The sequence below is a fragment of the Flavobacterium sp. genome, assembly GCF_035456225.1.
Lineage (GTDB): Bacteria > Bacteroidota > Bacteroidia > Flavobacteriales > Flavobacteriaceae > Flavobacterium.
Genome location: NZ_DATIDM010000139.1, coordinates 1 through 26,225, shown reverse-complemented (window position 1 = coordinate 26,225; position 26,225 = coordinate 1). Strand labels below are relative to the sequence as shown.

At 38.9% G+C, this 26,225-nt stretch carries 22 protein-coding genes; 15 read left to right on the top strand and 7 right to left on the bottom strand.

All coding sequences use genetic code 11. From position 1 onward, the window contains the following. Positions 1 to 62: 62 nt before the first annotated feature. A complete protein-coding gene (locus tag VLB74_RS08390; RefSeq protein WP_325203007.1) occupies positions 63 to 2,477 on the bottom strand; it encodes a S9 family peptidase in 2,415 nt (804 codons plus the stop codon). 186 nt (positions 2,478 to 2,663) lie between these two features. On the opposite strand from VLB74_RS08390, the gene VLB74_RS08385 reads away from it, so the two are divergent. Together VLB74_RS08385 and VLB74_RS08380 are read left to right on the top strand one after the other, a co-directional pair. After that, complete coding sequence (locus VLB74_RS08385) at positions 2,664 to 3,674, top strand: 3-oxoacyl-ACP synthase III family protein (RefSeq protein ID WP_325203006.1); 1,011 nt, start codon at positions 2,664 to 2,666, stop codon at positions 3,672 to 3,674. A gap of 90 nt (positions 3,675 to 3,764) precedes the next feature. Next, a complete protein-coding gene (locus tag VLB74_RS08380; RefSeq protein WP_325203005.1) occupies positions 3,765 to 4,430 on the top strand; it encodes a sterol desaturase family protein in 666 nt (221 codons plus the stop codon). 73 nt (positions 4,431 to 4,503) lie between these two features. Here the strand turns inward: VLB74_RS08380 and VLB74_RS08375 are convergent, their stop codons facing one another. After that, positions 4,504 to 6,996, bottom strand: a complete 2,493-nt coding sequence (locus tag VLB74_RS08375) for a TonB-dependent receptor (protein ID WP_325203004.1) — start codon at positions 6,994 to 6,996, stop codon at positions 4,504 to 4,506. A gap of 281 nt (positions 6,997 to 7,277) precedes the next feature. Here VLB74_RS08375 and argS point away from each other — a divergent pair, with 281 nt between their 5' ends. From argS to VLB74_RS08325, 10 genes are all read left to right on the top strand, one after another. Further along, positions 7,278 to 9,053 carry an arginine--tRNA ligase gene (argS, locus tag VLB74_RS08370; protein ID WP_325203003.1) on the top strand — a complete coding sequence of 592 codons (1,776 nt, stop codon included), beginning with the start codon at positions 7,278 to 7,280 and terminating at the stop codon, positions 9,051 to 9,053. A 102-nt stretch (positions 9,054 to 9,155) separates the two neighbouring features. Beyond that, positions 9,156 to 10,607, top strand: a complete 1,452-nt coding sequence (locus VLB74_RS08365) for an SGNH/GDSL hydrolase family protein (RefSeq protein ID WP_325203002.1) — start codon at positions 9,156 to 9,158, stop codon at positions 10,605 to 10,607. Beyond that, positions 10,597 to 12,018: a GDSL-type esterase/lipase family protein gene (locus VLB74_RS08360; protein WP_325203001.1), complete on the top strand. Its 1,422-nt coding sequence runs from the start codon at positions 10,597 to 10,599 to the stop codon at positions 12,016 to 12,018. Before VLB74_RS08365 ends, VLB74_RS08360 begins: the two co-directional genes overlap by 11 nt. A gap of 1 nt (position 12,019) precedes the next feature. Beyond that, positions 12,020 to 13,705, top strand: coding sequence for an MBOAT family O-acyltransferase (locus tag VLB74_RS08355; RefSeq protein WP_325203000.1), 1,686 nt, complete (start codon positions 12,020 to 12,022; stop codon positions 13,703 to 13,705). A gap of 65 nt (positions 13,706 to 13,770) precedes the next feature. Continuing rightward, the gene (locus tag VLB74_RS08350) at positions 13,771 to 14,106 is read left to right on the top strand and encodes a hypothetical protein (protein ID WP_325202999.1); all 336 of its coding nucleotides are present in this window, start codon (positions 13,771 to 13,773) and stop codon (positions 14,104 to 14,106) included. Positions 14,107 to 14,175: 69 nt separating this feature from the next. After that, positions 14,176 to 14,364: a hypothetical protein gene (locus VLB74_RS08345; RefSeq protein ID WP_325202998.1), complete on the top strand. Its 189-nt coding sequence runs from the start codon at positions 14,176 to 14,178 to the stop codon at positions 14,362 to 14,364. Between the two features lie 102 nt (positions 14,365 to 14,466). After that, the gene (locus VLB74_RS08340; RefSeq protein ID WP_325202997.1) at positions 14,467 to 14,934 is read left to right on the top strand and encodes a hypothetical protein; all 468 of its coding nucleotides are present in this window, start codon (positions 14,467 to 14,469) and stop codon (positions 14,932 to 14,934) included. A 121-nt stretch (positions 14,935 to 15,055) separates the two neighbouring features. After that, a complete protein-coding gene (gene ffh, locus VLB74_RS08335; protein WP_325202996.1) occupies positions 15,056 to 16,393 on the top strand; it encodes a signal recognition particle protein in 1,338 nt (445 codons plus the stop codon). A gap of 61 nt (positions 16,394 to 16,454) precedes the next feature. Beyond that, a complete protein-coding gene (locus VLB74_RS08330) occupies positions 16,455 to 17,336 on the top strand; it encodes a bifunctional 5,10-methylenetetrahydrofolate dehydrogenase/5,10-methenyltetrahydrofolate cyclohydrolase (RefSeq protein WP_325202995.1) in 882 nt (293 codons plus the stop codon). Further along, entirely contained in the window at positions 17,337 to 17,828 is a 492-nt protein-coding gene (locus tag VLB74_RS08325) for a GNAT family N-acetyltransferase (RefSeq protein WP_325202994.1), read from the top strand. It begins immediately after the preceding gene. A gap of 90 nt (positions 17,829 to 17,918) precedes the next feature. On the opposite strand, the gene rluF is transcribed toward VLB74_RS08325, so the two are convergent. Beyond that, complete coding sequence (gene rluF, locus VLB74_RS08320; RefSeq protein WP_325202993.1) at positions 17,919 to 18,740, bottom strand: 23S rRNA pseudouridine(2604) synthase RluF; 822 nt, start codon at positions 18,738 to 18,740, stop codon at positions 17,919 to 17,921. Between the two features lie 93 nt (positions 18,741 to 18,833). Between rluF and VLB74_RS08315 the strand changes: the two genes are divergently transcribed. Then, on the top strand, positions 18,834 to 20,495 hold the full coding sequence (locus tag VLB74_RS08315; protein WP_325202992.1) for a S8/S53 family peptidase: 1,662 nt from the start codon (positions 18,834 to 18,836) through the stop codon (positions 20,493 to 20,495). Between the two features lie 2 nt (positions 20,496 to 20,497). Here the strand turns inward: VLB74_RS08315 and VLB74_RS08310 are convergent, their stop codons facing one another. From VLB74_RS08310 to VLB74_RS08300, 3 genes are read right to left on the bottom strand one after another with little or no spacing between them, the layout of a single operon-like run. Next, complete coding sequence (locus VLB74_RS08310; protein WP_325202991.1) at positions 20,498 to 21,352, bottom strand: alpha/beta hydrolase; 855 nt, start codon at positions 21,350 to 21,352, stop codon at positions 20,498 to 20,500. 34 nt (positions 21,353 to 21,386) lie between these two features. After that, on the bottom strand, positions 21,387 to 22,166 hold the full coding sequence (locus tag VLB74_RS08305) for a zinc ribbon domain-containing protein (protein ID WP_325202990.1): 780 nt from the start codon (positions 22,164 to 22,166) through the stop codon (positions 21,387 to 21,389). Positions 22,167 to 22,169: 3 nt separating this feature from the next. Then, positions 22,170 to 23,264, bottom strand: a complete 1,095-nt coding sequence (locus VLB74_RS08300) for a Nif3-like dinuclear metal center hexameric protein (RefSeq protein WP_325202989.1) — start codon at positions 23,262 to 23,264, stop codon at positions 22,170 to 22,172. 82 nt (positions 23,265 to 23,346) lie between these two features. Between VLB74_RS08300 and lpxK the strand changes: the two genes are divergently transcribed. Together lpxK and VLB74_RS08290 are read left to right on the top strand one after the other, a co-directional pair. Further along, the gene (lpxK, locus tag VLB74_RS08295) at positions 23,347 to 24,372 is read left to right on the top strand and encodes a tetraacyldisaccharide 4'-kinase (protein WP_325202988.1); all 1,026 of its coding nucleotides are present in this window, start codon (positions 23,347 to 23,349) and stop codon (positions 24,370 to 24,372) included. Then, positions 24,344 to 25,156, top strand: a complete 813-nt coding sequence (locus VLB74_RS08290; RefSeq protein ID WP_325202987.1) for a purine-nucleoside phosphorylase — start codon at positions 24,344 to 24,346, stop codon at positions 25,154 to 25,156. The genes lpxK and VLB74_RS08290 overlap by 29 nt, the downstream gene beginning before the upstream one ends. Here VLB74_RS08290 and VLB74_RS08285 read toward each other — a convergent pair. Further along, positions 25,143 to 26,225 (bottom strand): ATP-binding protein (locus VLB74_RS08285; RefSeq protein WP_325202986.1); only part of this gene is annotated, 1,083 nt, incomplete at its 5' end. The genes VLB74_RS08290 and VLB74_RS08285 overlap by 14 nt on opposite strands.

Genomic DNA, 26,225 nt, shown 5'->3' with positions numbered 1-26,225 from the left:
AAAAGCTGATTTGTCATAAATTAAAAACCCCGAGCTAATCCGCTCGGGGTTTTTGTTTGGTATTAGTTTTTCAGGTATTTTTCCAAAAACTGATCCTCTTCCCATAACAGGTGGAAAATATTTTCTTTTGCAGCGTACCCGTGTGATTCTTTAGGTAAAATCAACATTCTGGCCGGTGCTCCCAATCCTTTAAGGGCCTGGAAATAACGTTCGGTCTGTAAAGTGAAAGTTCCCGGATTATTGTCGGCTTCACCATGAACGAGTAACAATGGTGTTTTCATTTTTTCGGCGTTCATGAAAGGCGACATTTCATTATAGACACCCTGTGCTTCCCAATAATTTCGTTGTTCACTTTGGAATCCGAAAGGCGTTAAAGTTCGGTTATAAGCTCCGCTTCGCGCAATTCCGCAGGCAAATAAATTGGAATGTGTCAGCAAATTTGCCGTCATGAAAGCTCCGTATGAATGTCCGCCCACAGCCACTTTTTTACGGTTGATGTATCCCAGGTTGTCCACAGCATCAATGGCTGCCGCAGCATTAGCTACTAATTGTGTTACAAAAGTATCGTTTGGCTCTGTTTTGCCTTCACCGATTATAGGAAAAGAAGCGTCATCTAATACAGCATAACCTTTGGTTACCCAATAAACGAAAGAACCATAGTTCGGAAATGTAAATTCGTTAGGGTTTTGGTTTGATTGTCCGGCCGAATTTTTGTCTTTAAATTCAGCTGGGTATGCCCAGATCAAAAGAGGAAGTTTTTCCGTTTTTGCTTTTCGGTCGTAGTTGGCCGGAAGGTATAAAGTTCCTGATAATTCCACGCCGTCTTTGCGTTTGTATTTGATAACTTCTTTATATACGTTCTTAATACTTTCAAATGGATTTTTGAACGTGGTTATTGGAGTGATTTTATCTTTCGATTCAATATCCCTGAAATAGTAATTTGGGAATTCTGTTGGCGACTGAATCTGAACCAAAACCAATCCTTTTTTAAAATCTTCGATAGATTGAATATCCTCTTTTTTATTTTTGAAGGCGGATTGATACAAACGTTTCGATTTTAAAGTTTTGATATTGAATTCATCGATAAAAGGAAACTGGCCTTCTTTTGTAAAACCGTCGCCGATCAAGTAAGCAGCATCACCTTCAAGAGCAAGAACCTGTCTGTTGTAATTATTCTTTTTTGTTTCAAAATTTCCGGGATCAGAATAAATGTCCTGCGAATTTCTGTCGGAAATCACTTTTGGCGCTTCGGCCGGATTTGAAGGGTTGATCAAATACGTTTTAGTGTTTCGAGTATCGTACCAGCCGTCATAGACTACAGCAATTTTATCATTCCCCCATGTGATTCCTTCAAAACGTTGTGGTGTTTTTACCAATGAAGTCGGTGCTGAAGTAAAAGGAGCATTCCAAAGGAAAACTTCGTCCCTGAAATCAACTTTATTTGCCGGATCGCCACCGTCCAAAGCTTCCACATAATAGATGGTAGCCGGAGTATCATTTCTCCATCCCATGTTTCTTTTTCCGGTACGGACAGCCATGAAACCTTTAGGCATGATTTCGTTCAGCGGAACTTCATTTACGGTCTTAACTTCATTACCGGATTTATCGTGAACAACTGTTTTTTGCGGAAAACGGCTCAAAGGTACAATATAAGAAAACGGTTTCTGGAGCGTGGAAATCATTATGTAATTCCCATCCGGAGAAAAGCTTTCGCCTGCATACATGTCTGCCTTTTTGAATAATTCGGCTTTTCCGTTTAAATCGATTTTATATAATTCCGAACGAACTAATGTCTCGAAGTTGGTTTCATCGGTTTTGTTTTTCAGTAAATCCTGAAAGGTTCTGTTTTGAGAAACTTTTCCTTCGCTGTTGGAAGTTATTGGACCTGTTGGCAAATCTTTTTTCGGGTCGATCAAAGCCGGACGGTTTGAAACCAACATTTTTACCAGAAGGTTTTGTCCGTCACGGAACCAGTTAATCGGGTTGCCCATGTTTGCGTTCAGATTGGCCGAAGTAAGTTTCGTAGCCTTTGCGGAAACGATGTCCAAAAGCCAAAGTTCTACTCCGGAATTTGTGGTATGGGTAAAAGCGATTTTCTTCTCGTCGGGCGACCACGAAAGATTGGCAATTTTTGCATTTTCGGGTAAGCCTGTAACCTGAATTTCATTTTTATCTTTTATGCGGCGTACTTTCAGATTGCTGATGTAGGTAACCGTGCTCGATATGTTGGTTGTCGGATTGATTCGCAAACCGCCCAATCGCATTTCTTCCTGATTTAAATCGTCCAGATTTTTGTAGGTATTGCGATAGGTTAAAAGCATCCATTCTTTTTTGGTGTCCATACTTACAGATGGTGCTCTTTCATAGTCTGCCAATGCCAAAATTTCTTTGGAAGGTTTCTGGTACTTTAGGTTTTCCTGCGCGAACAGGGAACTTCCTAATAATAAGAAAAACAAAGAGTTATAAATTAATTTCATAAAAGGGTAGTTTAATGAATTTTGTGCCTCTAAAATACTACAACCTGATAACAAATCAGCGAAAGCGGTGTTAAAAAGTGAAATATTTGTCGGATGTAAACTTCAAACATCGAAAAAAGTCATCCAAACAGCTATTCTGGTTCGATAATCCTTAAATTTGTAGTTCTATTTTTAATAAAAAATAAAATGAAATACCACTCAAAAATAACAGGATTAGGTTATTATGTGCCCGATAATATTGTAACCAACGATGATCTGTCCAAAATAATGGAAACCAACGACGAATGGATTCAGGAGCGAACCGGAATTCAGGAGCGTCGTCATATTATACGAGGAGAAGATACGACAACAACAATGGGGGTAAAGGCCGCAAAAATTGCCATTGAACGCTCCGGAGTTGCCAAAGAAGATATCGATTTCGTGATTTTTGCCACTTTAAGTCCGGATTATTATTTTCCGGGTCCGGGAGTTTTGGTGCAGCGAGATTTAGGATTACGGACCGTTGGTGCACTTGATGTACGAAATCAGTGTTCCGGGTTTGTGTATGCGGTTTCTATAGCTGATCAGTACATAAAAACCGGTATGTATAAAAATATATTGGTTATCGGTTCGGAAGTACATTCCACTGGTTTGGATATGACTACACGAGGACGCGGAGTTTCAGTGATTTTTGGTGACGGAGCCGGAGCTGCTGTTTTGAGTCGCGAAGAAGATACTTCCAAGGGAATACTTTCCACACATTTGCATTCCGAGGGACAGCATGCCGAAGAATTGGCTTTGCAGGCACCGGGGATGGGGAAACGTTGGGTGACCGATATTATAGCAGACAACGATCCGAACGATGAAAGCTATTATCCGTACATGAACGGTCAGTTTGTATTTAAAAACGCTGTAGTTCGTTTTAGTGAGGTGATTAACGAAGGGTTGCAGGCTAATAATCTTCAGGTTTCCGATATAAACATGCTGATTCCGCATCAGGCGAATTTGAGAATTTCACAGTTCATTCAGCAGAAATTTAAACTGTCAGACGATCAGGTTTACAACAATATCCAGAAATACGGAAACACTACCGCTGCCTCTATTCCGATTGCTTTAACCGAAGCTTGGGAAAAAGGTAAAATAAAAGAAGGCGATTTGGTTGTTTTAGCGGCTTTCGGTAGTGGATTTACTTGGGGAAGTGCAATTATTCGCTGGTAATTTAACTTTGTGTTAATTCACTGACTTTTCATTGCTTTTTTTTGAAAATTATTTTTAATTTTAGAGTACTAATTTTAAAGTGGCAATAAAATGGCAAGAAGAGTAGTAGTTTTCAACGAAGGTCAGGCAAGATTATTCGAGAACAAGTATCTGGAGATGCTTACAAAAGGCAATCCGATACTGATATGGAGCATGTATATTCCGATATTAGGCTATTTGGTTTTTCGTGCCCATTCGGTCTACGGTTTGTCAGTTTTGCTTACGGCAGGTCTTTTTGTGTGCGGGATGATTTACTGGACTTTTTTCGAGTATATAGCACACCGTTATTTGTTTCATATGGTAAGCGAGAACATCAGGATGAAAAAAGTCGCTTACATCATGCATGGTAATCATCACGAATATCCGAAAGATAAAGACCGTTTGTTTATGCCGCCGGTTCCGAGTCTTATCTTGTCTTCAGCCCTATTCGGATTGCATTATCTTATATTGTGGGATTATAATTGGGCTTTTTTCCCGGGTTTTATGTTTGGTTACCTGTTGTATGCTTCCATGCATTATGCCATTCATGCTTTTGAACCGCCTTTTGAGTTTATGAGACCTTTGTGGAGAAACCATCAGATGCATCATTACAGAGACGAGCATTTGGGATACGGAGTAAGCAATACATTTTGGGATAAAGTTTTCGGAACTACTTTTGATCTAAAGAAACATAAAGAAGATAAAGAACAAGCAGATGCCTTAAAATTTGATAAATAAAAAACAAAAAACCTCGGTTGACAATCCGAGGTTTTTTTTGCAATATAAAATTGAAAAACTAAAAAAAACATTTTTAGAACATTCCGCCACCTTGTGTTTCGTTAGCGTCACGTTGTTTGCGTTGTAAGGCTTTGTTTTTGCCCCCTCCGAACATATAGTTGAATCCGACATAAACGGTTTGGTTTTCCCAATAGAACTCACCGTATGATCTGTAAGGAACATTTCCGTCAAAGCCAAAATGCATAGTGTCGAAAATATCGTTGAATCGTAAAGTAAACGTTCCCATCCCTTTCATAACATTGTAAGTCATTCCGAAATCCGCTTTCCACATTGCCTTGCGCTCAAATTGTAAACTTAAATCTGCTCCTCTGTACATACCGAATAACTGGAATCGTATGTCTTTCGTTGCCGTGAATGTATTGTTGATACGGGTATTGAAAGTGGTTACTTCAGCCTGCGCATTTTCCAGTTCACTGGTAATCGCATTTTGAACGGTTCCTTTAACGGTCTTGAAATAGGCATCGGCACTAACATTGGCAGCCCACCATTTTGTAAATTTCAGGTTTCCTGATGCCTCAACACCATAAGCGTTGTTGTCATCAAAATTATCATAAGAAAGTATCTTCCTTTCTACATTGTTAGGGTCATTGTAAACGATTCTTGAAATTTCGTTGGTAATGTGTCTGTAAAACACTCCCGAAGTGACAGAACCTATTTTGGTGTTTCGGGTATAATTTACTTCAATCGAGTTGGTGAATTGAGGTTCTAAAGTTGGATTTCCTCTTGATTCCACCAAAGGAGTTGTCCATTCTCTGATCGGGCTTAACTGACCAATACTAGGACGGTCAACACGTCTTGAATAATTAAAGTTGAATGAATTTTTCTCATCTGGTGCATAATTGATGAATGCCGAAGGGTAAACCGTGAAAATATCGTCAGTTACTGTGTCATCTTGAGTATCCGTGGTGTTTTGCGGAGTATCAGCCGAATCGAAATTGTTGTCTACTCTGTGGAAATCTCCGTTGATTTCATAATATTCAGCTCTTAAACCAATCTGTGAACTCCATTTTGAATTCCATTGTTTGCTGAAATTGGAATATACCGCATGAATGTTTCTGTCAAACGTAAAGTCGTAGTTGGAATCTTTGGTGAAAGTAGCTGGCGGAATATATCTGTTACCGGCTTCAGTTGAGACAAAATCACTTTCTGTGGTTTGAATTCGGCTTTCGGCCCCTAATTCCAATTTTAAAGATTCTGAAATTGGATTAACATAGTCAATGTTAAACTGGGCATAATCGGTAACACCATCAATCAGGTTTTTTGCCACTGAATCAGAGAACAAAGTACCGTCTGTCTGATGGGAATTGTTGTCGTAGTTTGTGTCCTCGCTATTTTTGGTTTTAGAATAATTCGCCTGAAACTCTATGTTTTCCCCTTTTTTATCAAAATCGTGTTTGAAGGCAAGGTCATAGGTATGTGTTTTGTTTTCGTTTTCGTTATCAAAATGCTGATAAGTGTCGTTCTTAACAGCAGGAAAATAATCAACTACAGTTTTTACGTAACCATCCGTATGTGCAATATTCTGGTTGGTGTAGATGGATAAAGTGTTTTTATCATTGATATAGTAATCCATTCCCAATTTCAAAACATGAGAATTACCCAGGTTTCTGAATTCGAAATTTTGTAAATTTTCCAGTCCAGGATTAGCACTGTTTATCCAACCGTGATTTGCATTGATACCATGATTATATCCGTAGTTGGAATAGAAATTGACTTTTCCGACTCTGTAGTTAAGGTTTAATGCCGTATTGGTTTTTGGGGTTTCACCGAAAGTAACACCTGCATTGATTGTACCATTAAAACCGTTATTTGTGTTTTTATGCAAAATGATATTGATGATACCGCTCATTCCTTCCGGATTGTATTTTGCTGAAGGACTGGTGATTAATTCAATCTGTTTGATGGAAGATGAAGGAATCTGTTGCAACAATTGAGACGCTTCAATGTTTGATGGTTTTCCGTCAATTAATACACGAACATTGGTATTACCTCTAAGACTCAGTTCTTTTGTTTGAGGGTCGATACTTACCGTAGGAATATTGTTCATAATCTCCGATGCAGTTGTTCCCGAGGCAATTAAATCCTTACCTACATTAACGACTTTTCGGTCTATTTTCTGAACGATATTGGAACGTTCGGCTACGATGTTAACTCCTTCCAGTTGAGTAGCTTCTGATTCTAAAGCTATGGTTCCGAAATCTATTGATTTATCAGCGCCGGTTAAGGTGAACGCTTTTTTAAAGGTTTTGTATCCGATGAATTGAACTTCCAATGTGTAACTTTTTAATTCCAAATTGAGAATATTAAAAGTTCCGTTTTCCTGAGTGACTGCACCGGTTACCGCTTTGTCACCTTCTTTGATCGAAACAGAGGCATAGCCAATGGGTTCTTTCGTCGCCTTATCGATTACTTTTCCCGAGACGTTTCCTATTGCTGCAACAGGCGCCTGGGCAAATGCTGAACCGATTGCGCTCAAGATGCAAACTATGAATAATTTGAGTTTCATGCTTTTGATTTTTTTCCACCGCGTCCCAAACTGTTGGCTGGGCCTCGGTTGATTGATGATTAATTATGGTTATTGTAAAATGTGTTGCTGCAGAAATACGCCTGCAGAATGCATATAGTAGACTCCGAATTGAGGGGTTTGTTACAAATATTTCCGAAAAAATTGCCTATTTCTGATTTTTATTCTGTAAAGTGCTGAATTTCAACGTTAAAATTTCTGATTTTCGAATTTCCAAATTCTGCAATTAAACGTATCTTTGCATCCTTAAAAATTCGAAAAATATGATGCTTCAACAAATTCTTACGGAAAAAATCCAAAAAGCGGTTCAGGATGTATTTGATGTGACACTGGAAAAAGTGGAATTTCAGGCGACCCGCCGGGAGTTTGAAGGCGACATTACCGTGGTGATTTTTCCGCTTTTGAAGCTGGTTAAAAGCAATCCGGTTGAATTAGGAACTAAAATAGGCGAGTACCTTGTAGCGAATGTTGCGGAAGTAGCCCGTTTTAATGTGGTTTCCGGATTTTTAAACATTGTAATTTCAGATGCATATTATCTGAACTTTTTCAACGGAATCAAAAATGTTTCCAATTATGGCTTTGCAGCTCCGAAAGAAAATGCAAAAGCGGTCATGGTTGAGTTTGCTTCACCGAACACGAACAAACCGCTGCATTTAGGTCACGTGAGAAACATCCTTTTGGGATATTCCGTCGCCGAAATCATCAGAGCTTCCGGCAAAAAAGTATACAAAACCCAAATTATTAACGACAGGGGAATCCATATCTGTAAATCGATGTTGGCCTGGCAAAAATTCGGAAATGGAGAAACACCTGCAACTTCCGGATTGAAAGGCGATAAGCTGGTTGGAAAATATTATGTGGAATTCGATAAAGCTTATAAATCTGAAATTACGGCGTTAATGGCGCAAGGAAAATCGGAAGAAGAAGCTAAAAAACAGGCCCCGATGATTTTGGAAGCACAGCAAATGCTTTTGGACTGGGAAGCCGGAAAACCGGAAGTGGTAGCACTTTGGAAAACCATGAACCAATGGGTGTACGACGGTTTTGCTGTTACCTACAAAGATTTGGGTGTTGATTTCGATTCGTATTATTACGAAAGCAACACTTATTTATTAGGGAAAGAAGTAGTGCAATTCGGTTTAGAGAAAGGTATTTTCGAAAGAGATCCGGATGGTTCGGTTTGGATTGATTTAACCGAAGACGGACTGGACAGAAAAATCGTATTGCGTTCCGACGGTACAGCGGTTTACATGACACAGGATATCGGAACCGCAATTCAGCGTGTGAAAGACAATCCCGATGTGGGAGGAATGGTGTACACGGTCGGAAACGAGCAGGATTATCACTTTAAAGTGCTGTTCCTAATTCTGAAAAAATTAGGTTTTGACTGGGCTGAAAGTTTATATCATTTGTCCTACGGAATGGTGGAATTGCCTTCAGGAAAAATGAAATCCCGTGAAGGAACCGTTGTGGATGCCGATGATTTAATTGGAGAAATGGTAGAAACGGCAGGTAAAATTTCCGAGGAATTAGGAAAGTTGGAAGGCTATTCCGAAGAAGAAAAAACGAAGTTGTATAGAACCATCGGATTAGGTGCTTTAAAATATTTCATGCTGAAGGTGGATCCAAAAAAAGGAATGCTGTTCAATCCGGAAGAATCGGTTGATTTTGCCGGAAACACAGGTCCTTTCATTCAGTACACTTACGCCCGTATCCAATCGATTTTAAGAAAAACCGATTTCGATCTGAATACCGATGTGACGGTTGAAATCCATGAAAAGGAAAAAGAACTGCTTAAAATGGTGGAGGAATTCCCGGTGGTGATTCAGGATGCGGCCAAACACCACAGTCCGGCCTTGGTGGCGAATTATATCTATGAATTGGTGAAAGAATACAATTCGTTCTATCAGACGGTTTCTATTTTGGGTGAAGAAGACGAAATGAAGAAGATTTTCCGTGTGCAGTTGTCTAAAAAAGTTGGTGAAGTCATTAAATCTGCTTTCGCTTTACTGGGAATTGATGTGCCGGAGAGAATGTAAAAATAAAAGTGACTAGCGAAAAGGGAAAAGGGAGAAGAGAATACCAGGTACAAGTTTTTGACTATTCCCTTATCCCTTTTAACTTATCCCTAAAAAAATAAAATGAATCAAAATAAATCATACTTTGTTCAATCATTTGCAATATTTGCTGTTTCAATAGCGGCATTTCTTGTTTTCAAATCGATTTTGCCGAAGAAGCTTTTTTCGGAGAGTACGGTAAATTCAAAAAATGTGGTTATCGACAGTCTGTTGCTTGAGGCTTTGGAAGAAGATGAAAGTGCAACCGATGGCGATACGCTTTCCAACCAGCCGATTTCTTTTACCGCTGTGGACGGAATTACGTTTCCGGATGAAAAATTTGAGGATTATAAAGGATTCCAGCATCTGATCCAGTTTTATGAGAAATTGTTTCAGTTGGAAACTACTCACGAAGGTAATGTTCGTATCGCATACTTTGGCGATTCCATGACCGATGGGGATATGATTGTTCAGGATTTCCGAGCTAATTTTCAGAATCAATTCGGAGGTCAGGGCGTTGGTTTTGTGAATATCACGTCAGAATCTGCCGGCTCACGTAATTCCATCAAGCATGAATTTTCAGGGAACTGGAAAACCCAGTCCTATCTGAACGTGAAAAAACCGCGAAGCCCATTCGGGGTAAACGGTCACGTGTTTTTTGCCAACGATACCGCTAATGTGGAATGGGTAAAATACAAGGCAAGCAAACTTCAGAATTTATCCGAATTATACAATCCGACGCTATTCTACGGAAAATCAAGTAACAGAAACGGGAAAATTGCTTTCAAAGTCGGTAAGGATACTATTTATAAGAAACTTTCGCCAAGTAAACTGGTGAATACATTGGTTATCGGAAAAACGACCAAGGATCTGAAACTGGATTTCATAAATGCCGATTCGATTCCGGTTTACGGATTGAATTTTGACGACGGAAAAGGGGTTCACGTTGATAATTTCTCAAACAGAGGAAATTCCGGTTTACCGATTTCTACCTTCAATACGCAGGTTATGCGTCAGTTCCATGAGAAATTAGGCTATGATTTAATCGTATTGCACTACGGAACCAATGTTCTGAATTATGGTTCGCTGAATTATTCCTGGTATGAGAAACGAATGAAAAAAGTGGTGGATCATTTAAAAGAATGTTTCCCAGGAGTTGCCATTTTGGTTGTTTCCACAGCCGATAAAGCGACAAAATACGATTTGGAGATGAAAACGGATTCGGCTGTTGTTCCATTAACAAAGGCTCAAAAGAAATACGCCATCCAGGCACAGGCAGGTTATGTGAATTTATATATGCTGATGGGCGGTGACGGTTCGATGGTGAAATGGGTGGAAGAAGTTCCGGCTTCTGCTAATAAAGATTACACGCACTTTAACTATCGTGGTGCAAAGAAAATTTCGAGTATGATTTACAATCAGGTGTACAACGGTTATGAACAATTCAAACGTCTACGGGCCAATAGAAAAACGGAGCAGCCTGTGGTAAAAACCGATAGTGTAATTGTTAAAACAGACAGTGTTCATGTGGAATAAATTTTTCATAGCTTTTTTCGGCTTGCTGTTCTCGTCAACAGTAACCGCCCAGGTGGTTGATTCTACTTTGGTGGAGGTTGATACTTTGGGGATGGAAGAAAAAGTCCGCTACGGAGAAAATGCCATTTCAAACACCAAAGCTTTAGATAAGTTTTTCGAAAAGTTATACTTGCTGGAAACCGCTAAAACGGGTAAAGTACGCGTAGTTCATATTGGGGATTCGCATATCCAGGCGGATTTATTTACCGGCGTTATCAGAAAAAATCTTCAGGAGAAATTCGGAAACGGCGGATTAGGGTTTTCCTTTCCGCACAATTTAGCCCACACTAACGGAAGTTATTTTATCAGATATTCCTCCAATGCCGATTGGAATTCACATAAAATCACGAAAGAGAAAAACGGAAGTCCGGTTGGTTTGAGCGGAATCTCGCTTACGACTAAAAGTAAAGGTTTTGCTATCGAAGTAAACGTTAAGGATAACAATTACCAGTTCAATACTCTGAAAATTGTCACACCTAATAATGCTTCTCAATTTGATGTGGCCACGAGTTCGAAAACCATTGTTTTAGAGTCGACCGTACCGAAGAAAATCGTTCACAAAATAAAAAATGGGGAAGCGATTTCCACCATTGCTGATAAATACAATGTTTCCGTTGCGCAGTTGAAAAAGGCAAACGGACTGAAATCCGATAAAATCCGTGCAGGAAAAACACTGAAGATTCCAACAAACGAAATGCAGAAAAGGAATGTGAAGCGTTCTGAATTTATTCCGCTTCCGCTGACTGGCGATGCTTATTCTCATACTTTTTATTCGGAAACGATGATGGATAAGATTTACCTGATTCCGAATAAAACCGCTTCAAACTTTACGCTTAACGGATTGATTTTCGAAAGAAACGAACCGGGTATTACCTATAGTGCGATTGGTGTAAATGGCGCTAAAGCATCTGATTATAATAAATACCCGCTGTTTTTCGATCAGGTTCCGTCGTTGGAAGCTGATTTGGTAATAGTTTCTTTGGGGACGAACGAGACCTTCGACAAAATGGCGGTTCTGGATTATATGAATCAACTGAATACGCTTCTTTCCAATATAAGAGCCAAGAATCCCAATGTCGAAATTTTAGTTATGTCAACACCTCCTTCGTTGTTGTACCGTCGTTCTTTGAATCGTTTTGCTGATGATTATGCGCGTGCGATCAACACACAGGCTGCAACGGTCAATCATGCCGCTTGGGATTTGTTTGCCATTATGGGCGGAATGTATGGTGTAAATCGCAATTATCGTCAGGGATTAATGTCGGGAGATAAGGTGCATTACACTAAATCAGGGTATGAGAAACAAGGTGCGCTTTTCAGTCAGGCACTGTTAGAAGCGTACGAAAATTTTAAAGCAACAAAGAAGAAATAATATGCAGGAGTGGTTTGCCCAAAATATTGCCTCACTTTTTACATCAATAAACGCAGAAACTGTTCAGAATTGGTTTGTTTATAATCCGAAAGAACCTATTTTGTTCAATACCGGTCTTTTTTTAGGGCTTTTTTTAGTGTTTTACGCTATTTACATTGCACTTAAAAATACTTTTTATCCAAGGTTGGTATATGTCATCCTGTTTTCATTATTCTTCTACTATAAATCGAGCGGGATTTTCTTTTTATTGCTGTTAGGATCGTCAGTTGTAGATTATAATCTCGGAAATCTTGTGCATCGCACACAAAGTGTATTGAATAAGAAATTATGTCTGGCTTTCAGTGTGGTTTTGAATTTGAGTTTTCTGGGTTATTTCAAGTATACCAATTTTATTATTGATACCTATAATTCAGTAGCCGACGGTCATTTTGAGTTTCAGAAGATTATCCTTCCTGTTGGGATTTCGTTCTATACGTTTCAGTCGATAAGTTATATCATTGAGATTTATCGTAAGGAAATCGAACCGACGAAAAATTATGTTGACTACTTGTTTTTCGTTTCCTTTTTTCCTCAATTGGTGGCCGGTCCGATTGTTCGTGCCAAAGATTTTCTTCCTCAAATTTATCAGAAATTAAATGTAACCAGCGACGATATCAACAGAGCCTTTTTATTGATTATTGGCGGATTGATAAAGAAGACGGTTATATCCGATTATATTTCAATAAACTTCGTGGACCGTGTTTTCGATGCGCCTTCCGCTTATACCGCTTTTGAAAATCTGATGGCTTCCTACGGTTATGCGATTCAGATCTATTGCGATTTCTCGGGATATTCAGATATGGCCATCGGAGTAGCATTATTGCTTGGATTTAAGCTTCCGACTAACTTCAGAACGCCTTATCAGTCCGCTTCGATTACCGAATTCTGGAGAAGATGGCATATCTCTTTGTCAACATGGTTAAAAGACTTTTTATATATATCAGTAGGAGGTAACCGTAACGGGACATTTGCCGGATTTTTATTTCCGGCCGTGTTTTTCTTCGGATTGATTGTATGGGGAATTACGCAGGCACCTACAAGTAATATTCCGTTGATTGTTGCTGTTTCTTCCACGCTTCTTTTTGTGCTGACCTGTTTGCTATCAAAAGAAAAGGAACGTACGCTGTTTACCAATGTTAACCTTATGACCACCATGTTGTTGGGAGGGTTATGGCATGGAGCGAGTTTGCGTTTTATTATTTGGGGCGCACTGCACGGAATGGGATTGGCGGTTCATAAAATCATTTTGGAGTTTTTCCCTTCCCGAAAAGATGGTAAGAAGTCTTTTTTTGGTGTTGTTTGGCTGGTGATATCGGTATTGCTTACACTTCATTTCGTAACTTTTTGTTGGATTTTCTTCCGAGCCAAAGATTTTACGACGGCATTGGAATTAATAAATAACATTGGCAAAGTAACGTTTGATTGGGAGCAATGGAAAATTGTGGCCCAAGGATATAAAAATGTATTCCTGCTTATGGCAATCGGATTTGCATGGCATTATCTTCCGGAAAAAATGGTGGAACGTATGCAAAACGTTTTCAAGGCACTTCCAATTATTTTAAAAGCTATTCTTTTAGGATTGGTGTATTGGCTGGTTTATGCTACCGCTTCAGCAGGCCCTCAGCCTTTTATTTATTTCCAGTTTTAAATTTTAAGAAAATAATAAGATTTTAACAAGTTTCATAATTCAAATTTATTTTTATATTTGAATCGATGAAATATTTGACCGCTATTCTAACCTTTTACTTTGTGCTTCTCATCGGAGTTCCTACGATGCGTGAGGTGAAAACCCATTTTTTGGGTGGTTGTGTGGCTATGAGTGAAGGTGGCGGATGTTGCAGTGGCGGAGAAATCCCTGAAGGTTGTGAGAAAGAAAAATGTATTCTGAATATGAATTTTTCTACTGGTCAGTTCATTGTGCAACAAATTCAGAACATTTCAATTCCTGTGATTTTTGAAGAAGAAAAACAGGAGAGGTTAATTTACGAAAAAACGTTTATACCTTATTATTACAATACATTCTGGCATCCGCCGGAAATGAATTCTTAAGCAGAGAAACATCAATCAATGAACGAAGAAGAAAAAACAATAATTAATTAAATTTTAAAAAATAAAAACATGAAAAATATCGTAGCAATTTTAGCAGTAGCATTATTTACAGTTTCAATGAACGTAACAGCTCAAGAGAAAAAACAAGCAGGACCTGCTAAAAAAGAAGCAACTACTAAAAAAGAATCTTGCTCAAAAGAGGAGAAAAAAGCTTGTGCATCAGGTGAGAAAAAATCTTGTTGCGCTAAAAAAGCATAATTTTTTAAATTATGATAGTGAAGTCCCGATTTATCGGGGCTTTTTTATTTAGATTTCTATTGAAAAAAAGGCTAATTTTATACAAAACTTAAAATCAGTATTATGAAAAAAATAATTAGTCTTTCAGTAGTAGTATGTCTGCTTACAATTACGATGGGTTGTTCAGACGATGATGATAACAGCAGTTCGTCATCAAACAATAATCAGACCATCGATGAAATCAAAAATGACGTTATGTCGGGCACTTGGAGAATAACGTATTTCTTTGATACCGATTCGGATGAAACGTCAAATTTTAACGGCTACAATTTTACCTTTGGTTCAAGCAGTATTTTAACAGCGACCGACGGGAGTAACACAAATGTAGGAGCCTGGTCGGTTACCGATGACAATAGTGGTGATGATAGTCCGGACGATATAGATTTTAATATTGTATTTGCAAGTCCGCCGGATTTTGCTGAATTGTCTGAAGATTGGCATATCTTGGAGCATACTGATACTAAATTGCGCTTAACACATGTTAGTGGTGGAAATGGAGGAACCGATTTTCTGACTTTCGAAAAGAATTAATAAACAAAACCAGTGTACAAGCTGGTTTTTTTATTGTGCGGAAGTTAAAACTTTGCGCCTCTGTGACTTTGCACCTTTGCGACTTTATATTATCTTTGCACCTCATTAAACAAAAACTATCATGTTTGATAATTTAAGCGATAAACTTGACAAAGCCTTCCATATATTAAAAGGGCACGGAAAAATCACCGAGGTAAACGTAGCGGATACTTTGAAAGAAGTACGACGTGCTTTACTTGATGCCGACGTTAATTTTAAGATTGCCAAAGATTTTACTACACGTGTAAAAGATAAAGCCATTGGTCAGGATGTATTGACAACATTACAGCCGGGTCAGTTGATGGTGAAACTTGTAAAAGACGAGTTGACCGAATTGATGGGGGGTGATGTTGCCGGAGTTAATCTTTCGGGAAATCCTTCCGTGATTTTAATGTCGGGTTTGCAAGGTTCGGGTAAAACCACTTTCTCCGGGAAATTGGCGAATTTCCTTAAAACCAAAAAAGGGAAAAAACCGCTTTTGGTTGCCTGTGATATTTACCGTCCGGCAGCGATTAATCAGTTGCATGTAGTTGGAGAACAGATTGGTGTTGAAGTTTATTCAGAGCCTGAAAATAAGAATGCGGTTTCCATTGCAGAAAATGCGATTAAACACGCAAAAGCGAACGGATTTAATGTGGTTATCGTCGATACTGCTGGTCGTTTGGCTGTGGATGAAGAAATGATGACCGAAATTGCAAACGTTCATAAAGCAATCCAGCCTCAGGAGACACTATTCGTAGTGGATTCCATGACAGGACAAGATGCTGTGAATACGGCAAAAGCATTTAATGACAGATTAAATTTTGACGGGGTTGTATTGACCAAATTAGACGGTGATACCCGTGGTGGAGCTGCTATTTCCATCAAATCCGTAGTTGATAAACCAATTAAGTTCATCGGTACAGGTGAGAAAATGGAAGCGATTGACATTTTCTATCCGTCACGTATGGCAGAACGTATCCTAGGAATGGGAGACGTTGTTTCCTTGGTAGAAAGGGCCCAAGAGCAATACGACGAAGAGGAAGCTCGTAAATTACAGAAGAAAATCGCCAAAAACGAATTCGGTTTCGACGATTTCCTAACACAAATCCAGCAAGTGAAAAAAATGGGTAACATGAAAGACTTGGTCGGAATGATCCCTGGTGCCGGAAAAGCGTTAAAAGATGTTGAGATTGAAGACGATGCTTTCAAACATATTGAGGCTATTATTCATTCGATGACGCCGACAGAAAGAACTAAACCTGCGATTTTGGATGCAAAACGTAAATTAAGAATCGCAAAAGGTTCGGGTACGGATATCCAACAGGTAAATCAATTGCTGAAACAATTCGACCAAATGAGCAAAATGATGAAAATGATGCAGGGAGCAGGAGGCAAAAACCTTATGCGAATGATGGGTGGAATGAAAGGGATGAGATAAATAATAAAAAGACGTGAGCAATCGCGTCTTCTTTTTTTAATAATAACACAACAGAAATAGAATGCAATTATTAGACGGAAAAAAAACGGCAGAAGACATCAAGGTTGAAATTGCAGCCGAAGTTCAGAAAATGAAAGCCAAAGGTGAAAAAGTACCTCATTTGGCGGCTATCATTGTAGGTAATGACGGTGCGAGTTTGACGTATGTCGGGAGTAAAGTAAAAGCGTGTGAACGCGTTGGATTTGAATCCACTTTGGTTAAAATGCCAAGTACTACTTCAGAAACTGAATTGTTGAAGAAAATAAAGGAATTGAACGAGGATGATAATATCGACGGATTTATTGTTCAGTTGCCTTTGCCGGATCAGATTGATGAGCAGAAAGTGCTTATGGCAATCGACCCAAGCAAAGACGTAGATGGTTTCCATCCTGAAAACTTCGGAAAAATGGCATTGGATATGAGTACGTTCATTCCTGCGACGCCATTCGGGATTTTGGAACTTTTGGAGCGTTACAACGTGGACACTGCCGGAAAGCATACCGTTGTGATCGGAAGAAGTCATATTGTAGGCCGTCCGATGAGTATTTTGATGGGACGTAAAGGGTTTCCTGGAAATTCAACAGTTACCTTAACGCACAGTCACACCAAAAATATTACGCAGATTACCAGTCAGGCCGACATCATCATTACTGCTTTGGGAGTGCCAAACTACCTGAAAGCTGAAATGGTAAAAGATGATGTAGTGGTGATTGACGTGGGAATTACACGAGTTGCTGATGAAACGAATCCGAAAGGATATGTAATTACCGGAGATGTCGATTTCGAAAATGTATCAAAAAAGGCTTCTTTCATTACGCCGGTTCCTGGTGGTGTTGGGCCAATGACCATTGCTATGCTGATGAAAAACACCTTATTGGCAAGAGAACAAAAAATGGGAAAATAAATGCGTGTATTTGCAGCTGATAAAAGCCAACTTCACATTGTCAGGGATTTAGCCTATAAAATATGGCCGGTTGCTTACGAGGAAATACTTTCGGAAGCCCAGTTGGATTATATGTTGGAGAATTTCTATGCCATTCCGGCTTTGGAAGAGCAAATGGAGAAGAAGCATATTTTTTTATTAGCCGAAGAAAACGGTGTTTTTTATGGGTTTGCCGCTTACGAAGTAAATTGTAATGCCACAGGAAAAACAAAGTTGCACAAAATTTACGTAATGCCTGAAACACAGGGAAAAGGATTAGGGAAACTGCTTTTATCGGAAATAGAAAAAGCAGCTCTTACAGCCGGAAATTCACATGTTTTTCTCAATGTGAATCGCTATAACAGCGCTCAGGATTTTTATAAACGACTCGGTTTTGAAATCATCTATCAGGAAGATATCGAAATAGGTCAGGGATATCTCATGGAAGATTTCGTCATGGAAAAACCCTTATAAAAATACAAAACCCAAGATAAATACATCTTGGGTTTTGTATTTTAAGTACATCGAATTATTCGCACTGGAAATAAATGTATTGGAAAATTTTTAGTCCCGGTTTGTTCTCCTATTTCTGTTTGCGTTCGGGTAATTTTTTTTGAATTTATCCTGAACCGGTCTTTTACTTTCTACTTTTGGCAAACTTGCTTCTTCTGTTTTGCTGGAAGGCTCAATAAGCTGGTTTAGTTCCAGAATTTCTGTATCCGTTAAATCACGATAGCGCCCGATAGCTACATCTAATGAAATGTTTATGATTCGTATACGTTTTAAAGCAGTTACCTCATAGCCTAAATATTCGCACATACGGCGAATCTGACGGTTTAAACCTTGGGTTAGGATAATGCGGAAGACAAACTTGCTGATTTGTTCCACTTTACATTTTTTGGTAACAGTGTCCAAAATAGGCACGCCGTTCCCCATACGTTGAATGAATCGATCGGTTATGGGTTTGTTTACTGTAACCACATATTCTTTTTCGTGATTGTTGCGTGCGCGAAGAATCTTGTTTACAATATCTCCATCATCGGTCATGAAAATAAGTCCTTCACTGGCTTTATCCAATCGGCCTATGGGAAAAATGCGTTTTGGATAATTGATGTAATCGACAATGTTATTTTTTACGCTTTGATTGGTGGTACATTCAATACCAACCGGTTTGTTGAAAGCTAAATAGACAGGTTTAGAAGTTTTTTCACGGATCAGTTTTCCATCAACACGGATTTCATCATCAAGCGATACTTTTGTTCCCATTTCAGGTACAATTCCGTTGATGGTGATGCGCCCTTCTTCTAATAGTCTGTCGGCTTCTCTTCTTGAGCAATAGCCTGTTTCCGAAAGGAATTTGTTGATGCGTGTTTTGTTTTCTTCCATGCTGCAAAAATAGCACTTATTTGCATAATAGGTGTTTTAAGTTTTAGAATAGGGTGACTTTTTTATATATTTGAAAATTAATTCGTTAGCTAATTGAAGAAAGCAATACTCTTATTCTTTTTTTTTAATTCATTGCTGTTCGCCCAAAACCGAAAGGGTGAATTTCGGTTAGCACCTAATACTCAACAACACGAATTATATGTTTCTTTTGATGAATCTGTAGTTTTTAATGATGAAAATTACAACAGTGTTCTTGTTCAGTTGCCTGAAATCAAGTTGCTTATTGAAGAATTCAGCGTGCAGTTTCGAAAGGGGATTGTAATTTCCGATGATAAAACGGATGAACTTTATAAAGCAGCCAAACAAAATGGTCATGATGGCAAATCGATTTCAAAATTAAGCAACATACTTAAAGTTACTATTGATAATCCTTCCAATGAACGCCTGATGGTTTTGGCCTCACGTCTGGAAAAATCAGATGTGGTTACGTATAGTTGTTTGATGCCTTTACAACCAATAGCTCCCCCCAGCGATATTGCCCCGGCTACGCCAAATTTTGAATCCTTTCAGACTTATTTGGATGTAAATCCCGGAGTAGACATGTATTATGCATGGGGACTTGGTCTTACCGGAGCCGGAATCCGGATTCGTGATGTTGAATACGGCTTCAATAAAAATCATGAAGAATTGGTAGATCGAAATGCGTTTATTGCTCCCGGCATGAATATCTCCAGCAGCGCAACACCTTCCTATACAGAACACGGTACTTCAGTTTTCGGAATAATGTATGCTGATAAAGGAACCTACGGAGTTTCTGGGATGGCCTATGATGCAATGGAAATGCTGTTGTTTCCGGAATGGCAGCAAACCGGTTACAATCGCGTGAATGCTGTTTCTCAGGCAATTGCCAGTTCAGCAGCAGGTGATGTAATCGTTTATGAGATGCAGGCCTATGGTCAAAGTGGTAATTATGTTCCTGCCGAATTCGATAATGTCGTTTGGGATTTGACCAAAGCGGCTACGGATGCGGGAATCATCATTGTTGAAGCTGCTGCTAACGGAAATCAGAATCTGGATTCAGCTTATTATGCTTCTTATATGAGCAGAGGAAATTCAGGGGCAATTATTGTTGGCGCAGGGACTGATGATCTCGCGCATAACAGAATATCTTACAGTACCTACGGGTCACGCGTTGATGTCCAGGGCTGGGCAGCGAATGTCCGCGCCTGTGGTAATGGTGATTTAATAATGATTGCTGGTGATTTTAATCAGGGGTATACTAATTTTTCTGGGACAAGTTCTGCTACTCCGATAGTTGCTTCCTGTGTGGTTGTGCTTCATTCATACTATCACAGTCTTACCGGGGTTTATATGAGTCCGCTGCAGATGCGCAGTTTATTACAATCTACCGGAATTTCCCAAGGAACAGCCGTGGCAGGAAATATTGGCCCATTACCAAACATGCAGGCGGCTATTTTACAGATAAATCAGAATCTTAATGTTTCGGATAATGAGAAGTTGGTTTTTACCGTATTTCCAAATCCTGTAAACGATAAATTGAAGATTGTATTTCCTCAATCGGTTGGTGATAATGCAAAATTTGAGATCTTTACGGCTTTAGGACAAAAAGTTATGGATTATTCGTTACAGTCAGGGCATAATGAATTTAGTGTTGAACAGCTGCCTCAAGGAGTGTATTTCGTCAAAGTAACCGATGGAAAAAAGACATGCTCTAAAAAAATCATAAAACGCTAATTTTATTCTTCAAACAGAAAAATGTTGATTTGCTGATACAGTTTCTCATCATGTAAACTGTGTCCCAAACCTTTTGTTTCGATAAATTTTGCCGATTTCCATGCATTGGCTATTTCTTTACCTTCGTTGAAAGCCACAACATCGTCGTCTACATCATGGGCGATTAATCCCTTGAGGTTAAAAGTAGCAGCGAATTTTTTTCCTGAAAAGTCAGAAGGGTGAATGTTAAATCGCTCCGTGAATTTTTCGGTAAGCAATTGAAAAGTTTTGTTGTTAAGGCTGATGGTTTTCTTGTAATTTCTTAAAAGGATTTCAAACTCGCTCGGAGCTCCTAAAATTACCATTTTCTGCAAAACCGGGTTGTTGTACTTAAAATGGTAATACAAACAGGTAACACCTCCGATGGAATGCCCAATAATATATTGTGGCTTAAATCGTTCAACCAAAGCATTAACGTGTTGCGCATATTGCGGAATGTTAAATTCAATGCCACTGGAGAGACCTTGTCCCGGCGCATCTAATGCGATGATTGTGCTCTTCGATTTTTTCAGATAATTGATAAATTGCTCCCATCTGGCTGCATTGCTTTCCCATCCGTGAACAAGTAATATTTTGTTTTCGTTTCCCTTCCAGGTATAGGTCTGAATACTGTGATTGTCATGAACAAGGACTTCATGTTCTGCTTCTTTCAGTATGTCCGGAATGGCATTTGGGAGTAGTCTTCCACTACGCGGTACAGCAAAGTATTTATAGGCTAACAGTGTGGCTTTTTTAGGAAAAACGAAACTCATCAGGTTGATGTATAACCCAATGGATTTGGTTAGTATAAAGTAAGATATTTTGTTAAGTTGTTCCATAAAAAAAAGCCTCCGTTTGGAGACTTTAAGTTACTTATAATTTAGCAAATAATTGCTGAATTTTGTCTTTTTCTTCGTCAGCTAAAGCACTGTCTACCAATATTCTTCCACTGTGCTCATCGGTAATAATTTTCTTTCTAGAAGCAATCTCCATTTGAGTTTGAGGCGGGATAGTGAAGAATGATCCTGCAGAAGCACCACGCTCGATTGAAACAACCGCTAAACCGTTTCTTACGCTGGTTCTGATTCTGTCGTAAGCATTTAATAAACGCTCTTCGATTTGATCACGGAATTCTACTGATTTACCAGATAAGAAGTTTTCTTCTTTTTCTGTTTCAGCCATGATGTCGTTTAACTCGGCTTTTTTGTGTTTTAAATGGGTTTGTTTCGCGTCAAGTCTTTCTTTTGTTTCAGCTAAAACCGTTTTCTTGTGCTCGATAGAAGCCTTCATTTCGCGAATGTGCTTCTCCGCCAATTGGATTTCCAACTCCTGAAACTCAACTTCTTTCGTTAAAGCGTTGAATTCTCTGTTGTTGCGAACTTCTTTTTGTTGTTGCGAATATTTTTTGATTGATTCTTTATGACCTTCGATAGCATTTTTCTTTTCTTTGATTTGCTCTTCGATAGTCTCTAAATCGCTTTTAAGTTTGTCTAAACGAGTGCTTAATCCAGCAACTTCATCTTCTAAATCTTCAACTTCAAGAGGTAGCTCTCCTCTAACATTTCTGATCTCATCGATTCTTGAATCGATTAGCTGTAAATCATAAAGAGCTCTTAATTTTTCTTCTACACTTAGTTCTTTGATGTTTGCCATATTTTAAAAGTACTTAACTGGATTTGTGTTTTCTTGCGATAAAATGATTGCAAAATTACTAATTTTTTTCGTAAGATAATCAACTATATAATTTTTTGTAAATCTTTCGCTTTCAAAATGACCGATATCGGCTAATAAGAGCCTGTTTTCGGCTTCGTAAAACTGATGGTATTTCAAATCGGCCGTAAGAAAAGCATCGGCTCCGGAGGCTATTGCATTTTTTATGGCAAAACTTCCCGATCCTCCTAAAACGGCAACTTTTTTAATCGATTTATTTAAAAACCGACTATGGCGAATGCCGCCACAATCCATTTTTTCTCTGACAAATTTAAGGAAGTCGGGTTCCTCCATTTCCTGCGGTAAATCGCCAATCATTCCTAGGCCAATATTCTGATGTTGGTTTTCCAGATTGTAAATTTCATAAGCTACTTCTTCATAGGCGTGGTTTCGGAAAAGCGCTTTGAGGATTTTTCCCTGCAAATGTTTCTCGAATGTGACTTCGATTTTGATTTCATCATTTTCCACAAATTCAAAACGTTCTCCAACTTGCGGGTTGCTGTCTTCGTTGCCCATATAAGTCCCGATGCCTTTCGAATTAAAGCTGCAGTCTTCGTAATTACCGATTTTTCCGGCTCCGGCATCAAATAGGGCATTGCGAAGTTCTTCAGCGTTTTCCGGAATGGTATAGGTAATCAGTTTCTGAATGAAATTTTGTTTGGGAATCAATATTTTGGTGTTGGTCAGGCCTAAAGCATTGCAGAAAATTTTATTAACACCTTGTTTGTGATTGTCAAGCGCAGTATGCACGGCATAGATGGCGATATCGTTTTTGATGGCTTTGATGACAGCACGTTCCACATAATTTTTTCCGGTAATTTTTTTTAATCCCGAAAACAAAATTGGGTGGAAACATACCACCAGATTGCATTTTTTCGCAACAGCTTCGTCTATTACTGCTTCTAAAGCGTCATGGCAAACCAGAACACCGGTGGCTTCGGAATTGGCATCACCGAGCAGGAGTCCGACATTGTCAAAATCTTCTGCATAGGCCAATGGAGCCATTTCTTCTAAAATGGAAAGTATTTCTGCTATCTTCATCTGAAATAATTTTCTGAATAACAAAGTAACGAATAAACCGATAACTTTTTTCAAAAAGATAAAAAATAGCTACATTCGTGTTATGAATTTTCTTCGTAAATTACTCTTTCCATTCTCCGTTTTGTACGGATTTGTGACTTCTCTACGCAATTTTTTGTTTGATAGAGGCGTTTTCAAATCAACTGCATTTGACGTTCCTGTTATTGCGGTGGGGAATTTAAGTGTTGGGGGAACCGGAAAGACGCCTCAAATAGAATATTTAATCCGATTGTTGTCTGAAAACTACAGAATTGCCACCTTGAGCCGTGGTTATAAAAGAAAATCGAAAGGTTTTGTTCTGGCGGATAATGATTCAAATGCTGAAATTTTAGGCGATGAGCCGTTCCAGTTTCATCAGAAATTCCCAAAAATTCAGGTTGCAGTAGATGCTGACAGGGTTAACGGAATTACCCGGCTGCTTTCCCAAAAAAATCCTCCTGATGTCATTTTATTAGATGATGCATTTCAGCACCGCAAAGTCAAAGCCGGTTTTTATATAGTGCTCACCGCTTATAGTGATTTGTACCGTGACGATTTAATTCTGCCTGCAGGAAACTTAAGAGAGAGCAGGAGCGGGGCGAAACGGGCGGATATAATAGTGGTTACCAAATGTCCTCCACAATTAACAGAAGAGGAGCAGGAAGCTATTGTGTTGCGATTGAAACCTTTAAAACACCAACAGGTCTTCTTTACTTTTATAGATTATGATACCCATGTGTTTTCGGAAGAAGGTAAATTTTCAATTGAAGAAATTCAGAAGTCAGAAAAATTGATTTTGGCCGGAATTGCAAAACCAGAACCTTTTTTTGCACATTTGCAGGCTGCAAAATCATCTACAATGGTCTTTCCGGATCATCACGACTTTACACAGCATGATTTACAGGACATTACATTAAAAGCGAAAAACAAAATTGTCATTACAACCGAAAAGGATTTTGTCCGTTTAAAAGGGAAGATTTCCAAAGCACAATTATATTATTTACCTATAAAGAGTTCTTTTGTCACGGCGCAGGAGGATTTTGATAAAACAATTAAACACTATGTGGGAACAAGTACAGGAGACCGTTAATTATATAAAAGAACAAACTGGTTTTACGCCAGAATATGGTGTGATTTTAGGTTCGGGTTTGGGTGGATTTACAGATGATATCCAGATTGAGCATACATTACCATATAAAGAAATTCCGAATTTTCCGGTTTCGACTGTTGAAGGTCATAAAGGCGCTTTGGTTTTTGGAACTATTGAAGGAAAAAAAGTTGTGGCCATGCAGGGACGTTTTCATTTTTATGAGGGATATGACATGAAGCAGGTTACTTTTCCGGTTCGTGTATTGAAATATTTAGGGGTAGACAAACTTATTGTTTCCAATGCATCCGGAGGTGTAAATCCGGATTATAAGGTAGGTTCGGTGGTGTTGATTAAAGATCATGTGAATATGATGCCGGAACATCCGCTTCGAGGAAAAAACGATGAGCGTTTCGGACCGCGCTTTGTAAACATGAGTGCGCCGTACAGCCCGAAAATGATTGTTAAAGCCAAAGAAATTGCGTCAGCAATGGGTATTGCAGTTCATGAAGGGGTTTATCTTGGGTTGCAGGGGCCGACTTTTGAAACTTTATCAGAATACAGGATGGTAAAAGCCTTGGGTTGCGATTGTGTCGGGATGTCTACGGTTCCTGAAGTTATTGTTGCCCGCCATATGGAATTGGAAACGTTCGGTGTTTCCGTAATTACAGATATGGGTGATGAGGCCAGTATTGGAACCATAACTCACGATGAAGTTTTGGAAGCGGCAAAAGGAGCAGAACCCAAGGTTAGAAATCTGATCAGAAATCTGATTATACAGTATTAATATTCTGATTGATAGTCACAGCAATAACTTCGTAGAATTTCTCCGGGTCAAATGGTTTTGTGATTACATCGTTCATTCCGTAAGAAAGCAGCATTTCTTTGTTTTCGTCTAATGAAATTGCGGTTAAAGCTATGATAGGTGTGTCGTGATTGAACTTTCGGATATGTTCTGTTGCGATAGTGCCATTAATACCCGGAAGATGTACGTCCATTAAAATCAAATCATAAGTGTTGTCACGCATGTGTTCTACTGCGTCTTCACCATTTTCGATTATATGGCAGTGCATTTTCTTTCTTTCCAGCATTTTTTGGGTTATCATTTGATTGATTTTGTTGTCTTCAACCAAAAGTATTCTTTTGTCTACCAATAAACTGTCGTCATAGAAAGGCACTGTTTTCTTTTCAATTTTGTTACTGCTGATGTTGAAGGAGACATCGAAATAAAATCGCGAACCTTTGCCTTCTTCACTGTCCAGTTTGATTTTACCGCCCAATAAATCCACCAGTCTTTTAACAATGGCAAGTCCGAGTCCAGTACCGCCGTATTTTCGGTTGATTTCAACTGAACCTTGGGTGAAACTGTCAAAAATGGTTTCTATGCGGTCTTTTGGAATTCCTATTCCTGTGTCTCGTACTTCAAAATGTAATTTGACGGAATTTCCTTTTTCTTTTTTAACAACAGCGGTAACCCAAACATTTCCATTTGTGGTGAATTTAATGGCATTGTTAATCAGATTGATGAAAATCTGAGACAGTTTTGTAGGGTCTCCTATTAAAGTGGAAGGTATCTTTTCGTCAATTTCAAGATGGTAAACCGTTTTGTTTTTGTTGGCTATTTCTGAAAAAGATCCGACTATATTTTCAAGTAAATCCCTTAAGTCGAAGTCGATGTTTTCCACTTCAACGACATCAGATTCAACCCGGTTGATTTCGAGAATGTCATTGATGAAGGTTAAAAGGTAATTTCCGGAAAACTTCAGTGAATTGAGGTAATTCATCTGGCTGGGCTTCGGATTGTCGTCAATCAGTATGTGGGTAATCCCATTGATTGCATTTAATGGAGTCCGCAA